At 60.0% G+C, this 13456-nt stretch carries 12 protein-coding genes; 2 read left to right on the top strand and 10 right to left on the bottom strand.

The features are described 5' to 3' along the window. Positions 1–24 precede the first annotated feature (24 nt). Together ACW7G5_RS13165 and ACW7G5_RS13160 are read left to right on the top strand one after the other, a co-directional pair. The gene (locus ACW7G5_RS13165) at positions 25–876 is read left to right on the top strand and encodes a glycosyltransferase family 2 protein (protein ID WP_457005225.1); all 852 of its coding nucleotides are present in this window, start codon (positions 25–27) and stop codon (positions 874–876) included. 91 nt (positions 877–967) lie between these two features. Continuing rightward, positions 968–2116 (top strand): glycosyltransferase, encoded by a 1149-nt coding sequence (locus tag ACW7G5_RS13160; protein ID WP_457005223.1) that lies wholly within the window; start codon positions 968–970, stop codon positions 2114–2116. A gap of 19 nt (positions 2117–2135) precedes the next feature. Here ACW7G5_RS13160 and ACW7G5_RS13155 read toward each other — a convergent pair whose 3' ends face one another. From ACW7G5_RS13155 to ACW7G5_RS13110, 10 genes are all read right to left on the bottom strand, one after another. Next, complete coding sequence (locus tag ACW7G5_RS13155; protein ID WP_457005221.1) at positions 2136–3047, bottom strand: glycosyltransferase family 2 protein; 912 nt, start codon at positions 3045–3047, stop codon at positions 2136–2138. A gap of 106 nt (positions 3048–3153) precedes the next feature. Further along, complete coding sequence (locus tag ACW7G5_RS13150) at positions 3154–4032, bottom strand: glycosyltransferase (protein ID WP_457005433.1); 879 nt, start codon at positions 4030–4032, stop codon at positions 3154–3156. Further along, positions 4020–5477, bottom strand: a complete 1458-nt coding sequence (locus ACW7G5_RS13145) for an MOP flippase family protein (RefSeq protein WP_457005219.1) — start codon at positions 5475–5477, stop codon at positions 4020–4022. The genes ACW7G5_RS13150 and ACW7G5_RS13145 overlap by 13 nt, the downstream gene beginning before the upstream one ends. Then, entirely contained in the window at positions 5474–6151 is a 678-nt protein-coding gene (locus ACW7G5_RS13140) for a class I SAM-dependent methyltransferase (protein WP_457005217.1), read from the bottom strand. Before ACW7G5_RS13140 ends, ACW7G5_RS13145 begins: the two co-directional genes overlap by 4 nt. 12 nt (positions 6152–6163) lie before the next feature. Next, a complete protein-coding gene (locus tag ACW7G5_RS13135) occupies positions 6164–7066 on the bottom strand; it encodes a class I SAM-dependent methyltransferase (protein WP_457005215.1) in 903 nt (300 codons plus the stop codon). Beyond that, complete coding sequence (locus ACW7G5_RS13130) at positions 7063–7998, bottom strand: glycosyltransferase (RefSeq protein ID WP_457005431.1); 936 nt, start codon at positions 7996–7998, stop codon at positions 7063–7065. Before ACW7G5_RS13130 ends, ACW7G5_RS13135 begins: the two co-directional genes overlap by 4 nt. Before the next feature lie 372 nt (positions 7999–8370). Next, on the bottom strand, positions 8371–8790 hold the full coding sequence (locus ACW7G5_RS13125; protein WP_457005213.1) for a pilin: 420 nt from the start codon (positions 8788–8790) through the stop codon (positions 8371–8373). Between the two features lie 116 nt (positions 8791–8906). Continuing rightward, positions 8907–10880 (bottom strand): tetratricopeptide repeat protein, encoded by a 1974-nt coding sequence (locus tag ACW7G5_RS13120; protein ID WP_457005211.1) that lies wholly within the window; start codon positions 10878–10880, stop codon positions 8907–8909. Further along, positions 10877–12733: a hypothetical protein gene (locus ACW7G5_RS13115; protein WP_457005209.1), complete on the bottom strand. Its 1857-nt coding sequence runs from the start codon at positions 12731–12733 to the stop codon at positions 10877–10879. Before ACW7G5_RS13115 ends, ACW7G5_RS13120 begins: the two co-directional genes overlap by 4 nt. 75 nt (positions 12734–12808) lie before the next feature. After that, a complete protein-coding gene (locus ACW7G5_RS13110; RefSeq protein ID WP_457005207.1) occupies positions 12809–13246 on the bottom strand; it encodes a pilin in 438 nt (145 codons plus the stop codon). Positions 13247–13456: the final 210 nt, after the last annotated feature.

Below are 13456 nucleotides of genomic sequence, written 5' to 3'. Positions count from 1 at the left end.
CTACCCTTGTGCAAAGGGGATCTCATGCGAATTTCAGTCATCCTGCCCGCCAAAAACGAGGCTGACGGCCTGCGCCGCACGCTACCGGCACTCAGGTCGCTGCTACCTGGCGCGGAGGTCATCGTGGTCGACGATGGTTCCGGCGACGACACCGCCGAAGTGGCGGCCGCGCATGGCGCCCAGGTTCTTTCCTCTCCGTACTCGATGGGCAACGGTGCAGCGATCAAGCGCGGTGCCCGCGTTGCCTCCGGCGACGTCCTGGTATTCATGGACGCCGATGGCCAACACGATCCGGCGCATATCCCGATTCTGCTGGCCCGGCTCGCGCAGGGCTACGACATGGTGGTTGGTGCCCGGGACTGGTCCGGCCAGGCAGGGGTCAGCCGGGGTGCGGCGAACGCCTTCTATAACTGGCTGGCGAGCCGGATGACCGGGTTCGACGTAAAAGACCTGACGTCAGGTTTCCGCGTGGCCCGCGCCGACAAATTCAGGGAGTTCCTCCACCTGTTGCCGAACGGCTTCAGCTATCCGACGACCAGCACGATGGCTTTCTTTCGCAGCGCGTTTCCCGTGGCCTACGAACCCATCCCGGTCGCCAAACGTTTGGGCAAGAGCCACATCAGGCCGGTACGGGATGGTATCCGGTTCCTTCTGATCATCTTCAAAATCGCGACCCTGTACTCTCCGCTCAAGCTGTTCGTGCCGACCTCCGGCGCGTTTTTCCTGTTGGGCGTGGGCTATTACGGCTTCACATACATCACCCAAGGACGTTTCACAAACATGAGCACGCTGCTGCTCAGCGCGGCGGTGATCATCTTCCTCATCGGTCTCGTGTCGGAGCAGATCACATCGCTGACGTATCGTCGCGATGCTTGACGAGAGTGGAGGTGGCGCCAGTCGCCGGCCGGTCCTGTTGATCCTCGCATCGACGTATCCGCGGTGGGCTGGGGACCCGGAGCCAGGCTTCGTGCATGAGCTGGCGAAGCGCTTGATTGACTCCTTCCGCGTCATTGTCCTTTGCCCTCACGCAGCGGGTGCGTCCACGAGCGAATTGTTCGACGGCGTTGAGGTTGTGCGTTATCGGTACGGTACAAGCGGGATCGAGACGCTGGTCAACGATGGTGGCATCGTGACCAATATCCGCCGAAGCCGCTGGAAAGCGCTGCTGGTGCCTGGGTTTGTTCTTGCACAAGCCTTCCATGCATGGCGAATCATTCGTCGGGAAGCCGTGGATGTGGTCCACGCCCACTGGCTGGTTCCGCAGGGATTTGTCATTGCGTTGCTGCAGTTCCTTCCAGGAATCACGGTGCCATTCGTAGCGACCTCGCACGGCGCTGATCTCTTCGCGCTGCGCGGAAAGATTCTCGAACGAATCAAACGCTTCGTGATTGAAAGGGCATCGGCGAGTACCGTAGTCAGTAGCGTCATGAAGCAAATGCTCGCTGATGCTGGCGCGGATCAGGGGAAAGTGCGTGTACAGCCCATGGGTGTGGACCTCGTGCGGCGCTTCACCGTGGATCCCAAGATCGAAAGGTCGTCCGATCACCTTTTGTTTGTCGGTCGCCTCGTGGAGAAGAAGGGGCTGGGCTACCTGCTGGAGGCAATGCCGAGAATCCTGCAGAAGCGCCCAGCCGTGCATCTGACTGTGGCCGGCTTCGGGCCAGAAGAACTCGCGCTCAGGCGCCAGGCTGTTCGGCTGGGAATCGATTCCCGGATCACATTCCTTGGAGCTGTGCCACAGGAAAAGTTGCCGCGCCTCTACCGCAAGTCCGCATTGTTCGTAGCACCCTTCGTGCGCGCGACCTCAGGCGACCAAGAGGGTTTAGGGCTCGTTCTGGTTGAGGCGATTGGATGCGGCTGCCCCGTGCTGGCAGGCAACGTGCCGGCTGCGCGGGATGTTCTGGGTGACTGGCCTGAACTTCTAGTGGACCCGAGCGATGCGGCTGCGCTTTCAATCTCGATTCTTGGGCTGCTGGAAAGTGCTGAGCGCGCTCGATCGCATGGCGACGCGATCCGGGAACGCACCCGCGAAAAGTTCAATTGGGACGGGGTGGCTTCGGAGTACGAGCGGATATTGCTCGACGCTGCGTGCCTCAGGAGTGCGGAATCGGCGTGAGATGGTTGCGTCGCCCGTACTATGCGTCCAGGTCCAACGCAGGCGCGCGGGACGCGCCCGCCACGTAGCTCAAGCCGGTCGCTCCGCGGACACACATGCGTTTGACGGCGTAGGGAACAAGTTTAGAGTCGACAATCGAGTCGCCCAGGGTGGCCAGAGGGGCGGCGGCCTGCCTTGCGAAGGCTGCGGGAATCCGCAGCCAGGGCCTCAATCTTGGATCGGCAGCGGCGTAGCCGAGCGCGCGGTACGCATCGGGATAGTCAAGGGCGAACTGAGTTGAAGAGCGCTCACCCGCTTCCTGCATTTTCCGGCTGATCGCGCGCAACGACAGCGAGTCCATGTGACGGACCACGGCATGTGGCGTCCATGTGATCGGGCCGAGTGCCAGGAGCCGAAGTTGCAGGTCACGGTCCTCAAACCCATAGCTCGCATAGGCTTCGTTGAAACCGCCGATAGCCTCAAATGCCCACCGCGAAACCATCAGATTCGTGCTCGTAGCGCTGTACTGGATGCCCGCCGCGTGCCGCCTCTCCCGGGTCTTCGCTACTTCACTCTGGTATCGATGCCAGAAGCCGCTGCCGTCACCGACAATAGGCCCACTACTCGCAACCGCGGTGGGTGCCAGGTTGATTAGGTGCTGGGCTAGGAGTCGTGCATCACTTGGCAAGCAATCGGAGTCGAGAAACAGGATTGCGTCCCCATTCGCCTCGGACACACATCGGTTCAGCGCCCTACCGCGGCCGTGGTTGGTTGCAAGGCGCAACAATCTTGCGGAGCCACCGCTAGCCGCTTCAATCTTGTCGGGCGTGTCGTCGCCCGAGCCATCGTCGACCACGATGACTTCACATTCAGCGTCAAGCGGAAGTTCTTGGGAGCGCAATGCGGAAATCAGATTGATCGCGCGTACCGCATCGCGATAGACAGGAATCACGACGCTTATGCGATGGAATGTGGGCATGTCTTCAATCACTAGGATCGAGGTGCGCAGCTCGGATCAGGCTGGGCGAGGTCGCACCAAGATAGTCGGGCGCTCAATGTCAACGACGTTCAGCTGCGCCGCCGAGGCACAATCGAACGCGCTCCAGCACAGTTGAACAGAAGATCAGTGCCGCGGCACCTATGATTCGAAAACGATCCAGAACTGAGAGCCCACCAGCTGAAAGAACGCCGTGCAGGACCGCAATACGATTGCGGCGGTGGTGCAGTTGTGCTCTTCGGACCAAGGTCGATGGTAATGCGATGAGGTGCCGGCGCCCCGCTGCCACGCGCCGAGCTTGGCAGATGGCGGCGTTCAACGATGTTCTCGGCTCGGTTCGAACAATCGCCGAGGGTTCGAATCGCACGGGCGCGCCCGCGTGCGCAGCCCTAAGACACCACTCCTGGTCTCCACCAGAAAGCAGAGCCGTCTCGAACTCGCCAACCTCTCGAAATGTTTCTCGCGAGCAAAGAAGGTTCGCAGTCACCGCGAAACCACGCTCTTCGATGTTCTCGCGCTGACGGAATCCAACGAGGTGCTGATAGAGCCCCGTTCCGGTCCTTTTCGTCGGCCTCTCAACAAACACTTCCCCGCCAACGACTTGTGCCGGGTGAGCTTCAATCGCTCGACCGCCTGACTCCAGCCAACGGGAATCCGGAACACAATCGGCATCTGTGAAAGCCAGGATTCGACCAGACGAGGCGGCGACTCCGGCATTCCGGGCCGCGTATGACCCTGGTGTTTCGCACCGGACGAGAACCACCCGTAGCGCATCAACATGCTCCACAAGGATCGGCGGCTCAGAACCATTGTCGACTATTACGACCTCGACCAGCCTGCGATCCACGACCTGCTGGGCCAAGGCTCGCAGACACCGTGTCACGCCAGCCTGATCGTTGAAGACGGGAATAATAACGCTGAATTGAGCTACTTGCGCCATGGCATCAACGGGGTCGAGATTTCGATCATTGAGCGTGCCCACTCCCTGTTGAGAACGAGACTCAGTCCGACGTACGTCATAGACATGGTGATGGTCGCGCTCGTGATTCTGGCAAGGATACTATCTGCTACCTGCAGTGCAGCAAAGCCCGCTCCGGCGCCGGCTAAAGTAATCGCAAGTGGGACGAGTAGCGGTTTCGAGTATTCCGTCAGACTGGCGCCGCAGGCCGGGTGTACCAGGTAGCGCCATGCGGGAATCACCATGCCGACTTGCGTGGCAAGCACTGCCAGCGCCAGGCCGATCAGGCCGTAGTGCATCCCCGCCAGCCAGAAGATAATTGGCGTCGCAAACAGTAGCACTGCGTTCCACAGGAATGCCTGTCTTACAAAGCCTGTGGCGTACAGCAAGCTCCCCATCGGGTTTGCCGTGGATCGGACCAAACCCCATGCTGCAAATATCTGCATAAAAATGGGCGCGCTGCTCCACTGGTCGCCAAGCAACAGAAATACGATCTCGTCTGCGAGCAAGGCGATAACCGCGTATATCGGAAAGTTAATCGAGGCGGTCATCCGGAGTGTTTGCAGATAGATCGACTTGAGTGCCGGTCCGTCTGTCTGAACTCTCGCCATCAGTGGCAGTCCGACTCGCGTCACAACCGGATTTACCACTGTGCTGGCGATCCGAAAGCAGAAGTCGCGTGGAACAGCATAGGCTCCAACAAGAGATGGAGAAGCGAGAGCGCCAGCGATCAGGAGGTCGGACTGCATGCGCAGCGCGTTTGTCAGCGAATCCCCTATTCGATAGATTCCATACCCGATGAACGGTCTGGTCGCAGAGAGCTCGAACACCATGGATGGTCGGACACCTTTGGACAGGTACAGGAATGACAGGGCGGCGTTGACTGCTGCGTTGATAAGAAGGCCAACCACCAGAGCATAGACGCCGGCTCCCAGTGCAGCGGCGGCGAGTGCAGCGACTACACTGACTACTGTGGCCATGACCTCTATCCGGGCCAGTGCAGCGAACTTCATTGCCTTCTCTGCCAAGGCCTTGAACTGCAAGCTGCACGCTGACAGCGGCAGCACGAAGCTACTAAAGAACATCACTCCAACCAGCTCGGGCTGTCCATAGACGTTGGCGAGTCCAAGCCCGAGGGCGACTACCAAGGCCATCATGACCACGGCAAGCCCCAGGTTGATCCAGTAAAGCGTAGAGAGAGTCCTGTGATCGGGCGTGGGGAAATGCATCAGCGCGCTGCTGATGCCCATCTCAGCCAATAGCTGGGCGATGGCTATTGCCGCGCCTGCCAACGCCATGACTCCAAATGCGTCAGGTGTGAGCAGTCTGGCCAGAGCCATCGTCTGGGCAATGTGCAGTGTTGCCCGTAGCGTGGCCGAAGCTGTTGTCCAGCGACCCGCAGAAAAGGCGGCTGCGCGCAGGCTCATCGTTTCCGGGCAGTCACGAAGTAGCCTGCCGTTTCCCGAGGTTCACGCCAGTACCTGTCCAGCAGTGGCGATACTGTCTGCCCTGTGAACCAGAAAGGTATGAGAAACGCACGCAACATTACACGCAAAGGCTTGGGTCCTCGAACGAGTCGAATAAGCTGATAATTCAGCTTGAGGCACATCATTGACCAGAACCCAGAGGTCGGGCGCACTTTGATCTCATAGAAGCCGGCCTTGGTGAGCATATGCTCCAGCCCGTGGCACGTGTAACGATAGTAGTCATAAGGTGCTTCGTGTACCCACCATTGGAACGGAACCGAAAGCGTAAGCCGTCCGCCAGAACGCAGGATCCGGTGAGCCTCCGACAGCATCACGTTGGGTTCGGCAAGATGCTCCATGACTTCGAATGAGACGACGTGGTCAGCGATACCGCTTTCCAGCGGTAACCGAGTGTTCAAGTCCGCGACGACATCCGCGTGCGAGCCGTGAAGGGAATTGCCCCAATCCACGCCCAGGTAGGAGGTGGCGCTAGCCATAATATCGGCTTCAAAGGGTCTGGTTCCACAACCGAGATCTATTACTGCGCCGGTGATTTCCGGCAGTCGGCTGCGAACCTGCACATTGAGCAAGCGCTTGATCAGCCAGTTATGCGCATAGCGGGGTTCCGGGTACAAGGCTCAGCCCCGCTACTTCGTATGGGGCTTTTGCATGACAGCCAGGATGTTTGGGCCAGTCTCGTTACAGGCGCGCCAAGCTCCAATCAACAGAAGCGAGGCAGCCAGCTTTGCGACCTTGTAAACAGGTGAGGTGGCTGTGCTTCGCTTAACTGCTTCGAAGGTAGGTCGGCGTGGCTCGAGTTTGATGGCTTTTACCGCAAGTCCGTAGTGGCTGGCTATTCGCCGATAGGTCTCCTCGCTGAAGTGCCCCATATGGTGGGGGGGGAGGTCAAAGACGTCCTCTTGCGCCTCAAAAGCAGGGTAGGCGTGGCTCGGTGTGCTGAAGATAAGTAACCCGCCTGGGCGCACGCAGCGCAGCGCGCCCTCGATGAATCCTGCGGGATTCGCGATATGTTCCAAGACCTGAAAAGCGCACACGATGTCATAGAATTCCGGGGTCGCTTCCGCGACCTCAACCAATGACATCCTTTCCACAAGAACGGATGTCACTTTGTTGGCTATCGCATCACGATTCAGCTCAAGGCCTTTGGCATAATCGACCCGGTGTTCAATGGATTGGAGAAAGTAACCTCGACCGCACCCAACCTCGAGGACCGAGGCGCCCTTGCTAACAAAATTCCGCGCAAGGCTGTACTCCCAGCGGGTCGTGCGATAATAGTTCGTCCAATGTTCGCTCAGCAATTTGTAGAACGCCTCGTCCCCCGCAAGGCTTTCCGGGCGCCAGAACCTATAGCCTGTCCGGTTGCACTCGTAGAGCCAAGCGTGCGCCTGGTCGCCGAATAGTGAATTGATCTCAATCCCGCACTTGCGCCTGTAGGCTTCTGCCAGATACGCGGTCGGAACAGCCATGATCAACCGCGCCTCGCCACCAAATGGGCTTTCTGTAACGCCGGGGATGGTATTCGAGTTCATGGGGCGGCATGTTGCTCGTAATGTGTTTCGAGACTTGCGGCGCACGCGGCAAGGTCAAATTCCGCGACAGCTGTTTCCCTAGCGTAATTTTTCATCGATTCGAGCAAACCATCATCTTTCAGCATCCTAAGAAGGTAACTAGAGAGTTGATGTGTGTCGCCTTCCTTGAAAACAAAGCCATTCTTGCCGTGATGCACGGCCTCGTCGGCTCCGCGGGCGGACGTGATGACGGGAACGCCACAGGCCAAGGCCTCCAGAATCGAAATCGGCAGTCCCTCCGCGTCGCCCGAGTCCGTCGTTATGCTAGGCAGGCAAAACGCAGCCGCATCTTGCAGATAGGCGCGCACTTCCTCGCTTGGCAGAGTTCCTGTGAATTTTACCGGAAGCTGGTGGCTTGCTGCTTCATCCTTTGCTTGGGCCAGCAGCGGGCCGTCACCAATCATGATGAGTTCAGCGCCTTCGACAGCGTCTCTTATTTTCCGAAATGCTCGGACAAGCAGCTGAGGTGCCTTCTTGGCCACAAAGCGGCCAATGAAGACGATGCGGGGGGGACTCTTCCTCGGGAGCGTGGCCGGGCGAAAGTAGTTCGTGTCTACCCCGATGTACGAAAGAGAAATCCTCTCGCCAGGGATTCCATAAGCGATCGCGCGGTCCTGGACGGCCTTGGAGACGGCGAGGAATCGCACGCCGGGCTCCCCGGACATCTGCAGAAGTCGACGGGGATAGCGTGTGTGTCGCAGTCCGCCTCGCCCGGATTCCCACCACTCCCGGCTCACGTTGATGTCATAGCCATGCAGCGTTACAACCATTGGGACTCCGGACTTGCGCACGCTTGGCCAAATATCGACTGCGTCTGTCCCGAAGTGAGCGTGGACCAGGCTTGCGTTGTGGCTATGGAGCGCCTGCGGCACTTGGGGGTCTGCGTGTCCCATGAGAAAGCGTGTGCCAGCTAGCAGGCTCCCCGCGAACTGACCCGGCCTTGTCATCAACTGCGTTTCCAGGCCAGACAGATCCAGTGAGGGCTGCGACCTACGATAGCCCAGAAGCACCGGATTCCAACGCGACAGTGCGAGCGCCTGCGTCAGGATGAACGTCTCTGAGAGCGGAAGGAGGGCGCGACGATAGATCGCAACAGTTCGCGGCTTGTTGGAGTGCGGAGCTCGCCCATCATGGGATGCGAAGGTGATCAAAGTCGTAGCGATCGCGGAAGACAAGGGGCACGGCAGAGTTTAACCGCAGCCTGCAGTTGGAGCAGCTGCGGAGAGCTTGCCACTTGGGCGCCTACTGAAAGTGCTACATCGCGCTCAGCGGCATGACGCCGGGACGTATCTCGGGTCAATGCCGGCGCAGGTCCAAGTGATGGCTCCGCCGTGGTCAAAGGGGCTGATCTGCAAGATGGCTCCCGTGATACGGGTGCTCGCGTCGTGGCCAAAGAGGACGTCGATATGGCCTGAGCCATCTACCGTCACAGACTCTACGTAGCGACCCATGATCGACTCAGGGTCGGCCAGTCCGGCTGCCGGATTGTCCGTGGGGAATGTTCCGGTGTCGGCGTAGTGCGTCGCGATGGCCGCCTTGGCGCCAGTGGCCAGGCTGAACCCTTCCGATACTTGGGAGCGTGCCACGTATTCCTGATAGGCCGGAATGGCGATAGCCGCCAAGATCGCGATGATAGCAACCACGATCATCAGCTCGATCAGCGTGAAGCCCCTTGTGTCCTTCATGGTCAACTTTTCCCCGGAGACGGTCCACAAGGCGCGAACCGGCGTCTAGGGGTAAGCAAGGGGTATGCCACTCGGGAGTGAGAGCTTTCCATCCCAGACCGAACTGTGATGGTGGGTTAGTCCCGCGATGGCTGGGACCCCGTGTCAGCCTCGAGTAGCACTCTTAGTCTGACCCATTCGTCGTCCCAGAAGGCTTGGCGATCAATAATCCTGTCGCGCAAGCGAAGCATGGGGCTGGCTGCAAGAGCGTCTCCCTGCCCGGAAAGCGCAGAATAATGGTCCAGATGACCGAGTCCGTGGGCTGGGCCGCATAGTTTGGCCAATGTTGCGATCTGTTCGTGCGCCAGCTCGGGCCGTCGTTGAATGTCCAGACGGCTGTTGAAGGCCTCAAGCGCAGCATCGCATCGGCCCTCCCGAAGAGCGAGGAGAGCGTCAATGCGATGACGTCGCGACTGCTCCTCGATACTTGGTTGTATAGAGGCGGCAGCTACCGCCGCAGCACTGAAAGCCTGGATTGTCAGATCAGGAAGCCCAGCGCAGGGGGCATTGCGGTCCGGGGACAGTAGGCGCGAGATCCACTGGTTGACTGCATCCTTCCGCAGACCCGAGGCCGCTATCGCCGCCTCAGCGTTGCGAAGACCGGTTAGGGGAACCTGGCCCGAAAGACAGTATGCATCCAAGAGCGTCAGTGAGTACTGAGCTTCCAGTGGATTTCGCTTCGCTAGCGGTGCCAGGCGGTCGATCACTGCGGACAGACGCCCTGCGGCAAGGTCGCGGTTGGCGGCATGGGTCTGTGCGCGTGGCGACTGAGGCAGATCGCGGGCCCACACTTTCGCCAACTTGTCCGGATCGCCCCACAGCCGCGTTTGCGCTAGCGTAGTCGTGGCAAGCAGCACAGCCAGTCCCACGGTGAACGTCAAACGCGCCCAGTGGTGGCGAGAGCGGCGTGTGAGGAATAGGGCCAGTGGCCAGAACAGGAATGCTGCAGGGAGGTAGTTGCGATGCTCGAAGTAGAGTTCAAGCGGGACCACCGAGCTCTCCATGGCATGACCTGCAAGAAAGAAGAGAGCTGATGCCGAGAGAGCGGGCCAGCGTTGCCTCCCCAGCCAAGCCAAACCTGCCAATCCCACCAGCCCAGCGAGAGCGGGCATCGTAGTGGCTGGCTCGAACCAGCCGGTTGAGAGTGGGAAGCCGTCGGCAAACACGCCTGTGGCGTCGAGTCCGGGAATGAAGAGGCGCTCGAGATAGTCGAATATGGCACGGGGCTGGCTCAATAGGCGCTCGCCTACACTCCAAGGGCGGCCTCCTCTGGAGTCCAGCTTAGTTACGCCCATCCATACCAGCGTCAGGATTAGAACAGCTGCGGGCACGTGGACGAAGAGTGCTCGGGCGCAGGCTGCATGCTTCCGAGCACCGCCGTTAGTGGAGCGTAGGATCGTGACGTGAAGGGTCCAAAGCAGCAGGGGAAGCAGGAAGCCGTTCATCTTGCTCAATCCTGCGAGCATTCCCAAGACCGGCACCGCGAGGAGGGCGAGCCAGTAACCTCGGCGCGTGTCTTGGCGTGCGAATGCGTCTTGAGAGGCAATCCACACGCGAACTCCGGCCAGTACAAAGAATGCAGCCAGCATTGCCTGGCGCTGGACAACATAGAGCACGGTGGAAACCCAGAGGGGGTGGAGCAGCCAGAACGCTGTCGCCACCAGTGCCGCGCGCTGTCTGGTTGTCGAGTCCATTACCAAGTGGCGCCCTAGAGCCACCAAGACCGAATACAGGAGCAGTCCATTAAAGACATGGAGCAGGACGTTGCTGCGCTTGAACGGGTAGGGATCCGCGGGCCAGTTGCGGGCGTCCATCAGAAAGCTGAGCATCGCGACCGGTCGCCCCGTGGGATCGGCAATCCCGGACGTGAGATAGCGCAGGAGAGCATCCCAGTCACGCACAGGCCCGTACCGCCCCAGCGCAGGCAGGTTGGCGAAGTCATCGAACAGGAAATCGCCCTGGAGCCCTGGCCAGTAAATTGCGAAGACCAGTCCTGCAAGCACAGCAAGAGCAGTACGCAACGTTAAAGCCTGAGACTGTGACACTTTCACTGGGCTGCAGCCTTGATCGCTGCCGTGAGCGCGCGGCCTTCGGCTTCCAAGGTCTTGTCGCCGGATGCGGTCAGGAAACGCGCCAGCGCGACTCGCGACGGGACGCTATAGGGTGCGATGGCGACCCCTTCGCGCTGCACGTCAATGGCGAGTTCGTGATCTCCCGCCACGTTCCACAGGAAGTTCGCATACATGGTGTGCCCTGCTTCACTTCGAGGATTTCGCGCCAACACCGCCAGGAAGGTGGCAAGAAGTTCTTCGTCCCGAAAGCTGCATCTCCGTTCGATTCGGCACTGTGACACCGCATACAACGCGCTTGAGGCTTCCGGCCGTAGTGGCCTGGCCGTGAGGCGGTCGCGAAACTCTTGCCAGCGCGCAGGCGTAATAGGGTGCGAGCGTCGGCCGTCCAGTATCAAGAGGGCTTGGAGCGCGAGTACGGACTCGCCTGGCAACGTCGCAGCGTGGGAGAACTGGCCGTAGGCGAGCGACCAAGCGGGACTCCCGGGGTTATTGCCGGCCGCTTTGAGTAGTTCGCTGCCTAGGCTATAGCTGGCCCTCACGGAGGTTGGGTTGCGATTCTCAAGCGTCCATGCCAAGCGCATAGAGTTGCCCCACGTTCCGACCTGCATGGTGCCTAGCCATGCCAGCGCCAGGATAGGAAGAATTGCAAGAACGCACCGGGCATCGGTATGCAACCGACGCCCGAGTGCGGATAGAGGTTGGACAAGAGCAAGCACTACGCCCAGCAGAGAAAGATAATTGCGGTGCTCGAATGCCAACTCCAAGGGTACGATATTGCTCGTCATGGCGTGTGCGACGAAGAACCAGGCAATACCAAGCGATGTCAACGGCATGATTCGGCGTGTGGCGACCGCGAGCATGCCAACCGCGAACAGCACCAATGCCGCGCTGCCGGTGCTCGGTGAAAACAGATCACGCGACACCGGAAGGTTGTCGTAGTAGAAGTGCAAGAAGTCGGGCAGGGGTAATACTGACTGCTTGAGGTACATCGCCAGCACTGGGAGCTGGGTGAGCAGTCGCTCGCCCAGCGTGAAGTCGCGGGCAGCGTACGAGCTGGGTGATTGCACGATTGGCAGGGCGACAGTGAGGTAGAGGGCGAGACCGAGAGCCGCTAAGGCCGCATAGCTCCAGCCGAGGGTGCGCAGGGTGCGCCCATTGGCTCGGAAGCGAAGCACCGCAAGCTCGATTACTAGTGCGAAAGCAGGCGCCAGCAGAGCGGACTCTTTGAACCCAAGCCCCATCGCGATGGCGCCAAGCACCATGAGAGCCCAAGGCCACCACCGGGACTGCGTTGTCACGGCCCTGCGTGCGCGCAGGTAGAAAAGCAGTGCCAGGAGTATGCCCGTGGCGGCGCCAATCTCCATGCGTTGCACGACATAGAGCACGGTGGAAGCTTGCAACGGGTGGAGGAGCCAGGCCGATGCAACCAGAGAGGCCGCGTACATTCCCGGTCGCTTGACGGACGCGTGGGGTGGCAGCACGTTAAAAAGGCGATGACACAGCAGCCACACCAGCAGGCCGTTGAAGCAATGCATCAGCACATTGACGAGCTTGAGCCAGAATGGATCCAGACCCGTCAGCACATGGTTGGCGGCGAAGCTCAGAATCGCGAGCGGGCGCCCCGACGCGCTTGAGATCCCGCTGCGTGCCGCGCGCTCCCACTCTGCAAACGTACCGGTGGTGACCTTCCAGCCCTCGTCTCGGACCAGGTTCGGGAGGTCGTCGAGGATGAAGCCACCGTGCAAGCCAGGCCAGTAAAGCAGGAGGGTGGCAGCGATCAGCGCGGTGGCTGCGGCCCACCACGTAATAGACAGGCGCCTATGCTCTTGCATCGGGTCTCGGTTCCAAAAAACAGGGGGCCGCGATGCGGCCCCCTGAATTTACACTTTGCCGCTGTCCGACGCAGATTAGCCGCGGCAGACGCTCGGCAGGTACTTCTCCTCGATATCGGTGCCGGCAGTCTGGCCGCAGCTCCAGGACACGGAACCACCCTCGTCAAACGGGCTGTAAACAAGGAGGCCGCCAGCGACCTTGGCGCTGGCCTCGTTGCCCATGGTGGCCGTGATCACGCCTTCATCAACCTCGACCTGGGACACGTACTTGCCCTGGATGCTCGCGGCATCGGCCAGGCCGGCGGTTTCGTTGTCAATGCCGGCGAAGTCGGCAGTGTTGGCATATTCCTCGGCCACGGCCGTCTTCGCGCCGCCGCTGAGCGTGGCGGCTTCCGACACGTGTGAACGGGCCACGTAGTCCTGGTAAGCCGGCAGCGCGATGGCGGCCAGGATGGCGATGATCGCCACAACGATCATCAGCTCGATCAGCGTGAAACCTTGCATCTTCTTCATTTGGGTAACTCCCCTAGAGGTTTGTAGGAAAATTCACGTGTGACAACGCCGGCTTGGGTTCCGGAACCGTTGCTGCCGTGCGATATCGCACGTGCAGTGAAGTGTATGCAGAACCCGTGCCAGTTGTAGGCTTGTTGGCTTCGATGAACAGATATGTAACCGGATTCACGGTCCAGACTGTCGTTGTCGGGGAGTAGGCGACGCATCACG

This window comes from Luteimonas sp. A501, assembly GCF_054052085.1.
Note: the sequence above shows the minus strand (reverse complement) of the source record. Positions and strands in the feature narration are given on the sequence as shown.

What these genes read in the sequence shown, in the direction of transcription:
- ACW7G5_RS13165 (WP_457005225.1), top strand. Translation starts at nt 25, where the DNA reads ATGCGAATTTCAGTCATCCTGCCCGCCAAAAACGAGGCTGACGGCCTG.
- ACW7G5_RS13150 (WP_457005433.1), bottom strand. Translation starts at nt 4,032, where the DNA reads ATGGCGCAAGTAGCTCAATTCAGCGTTATTATTCCCGTCTTCAACGAT.
- ACW7G5_RS13145 (WP_457005219.1), bottom strand. Translation starts at nt 5,477, where the DNA reads ATGAGCCTGCGCGCAGCCGCCTTTTCTGCGGGTCGCTGGACAACAGCT.
- ACW7G5_RS13135 (WP_457005215.1), bottom strand. Translation starts at nt 7,066, where the DNA reads ATGAACTCGAATACCATCCCCGGCGTTACAGAAAGCCCATTTGGTGGC.
- ACW7G5_RS13130 (WP_457005431.1), bottom strand. Translation starts at nt 7,998, where the DNA reads ATGGGACACGCAGACCCCCAAGTGCCGCAGGCGCTCCATAGCCACAAC.
- ACW7G5_RS13125 (WP_457005213.1), bottom strand. Translation starts at nt 8,790, where the DNA reads ATGAAGGACACAAGGGGCTTCACGCTGATCGAGCTGATGATCGTGGTT.
- ACW7G5_RS13115 (WP_457005209.1), bottom strand. Translation starts at nt 12,733, where the DNA reads ATGCAAGAGCATAGGCGCCTGTCTATTACGTGGTGGGCCGCAGCCACC.
- ACW7G5_RS13110 (WP_457005207.1), bottom strand. Translation starts at nt 13,246, where the DNA reads ATGAAGAAGATGCAAGGTTTCACGCTGATCGAGCTGATGATCGTTGTG.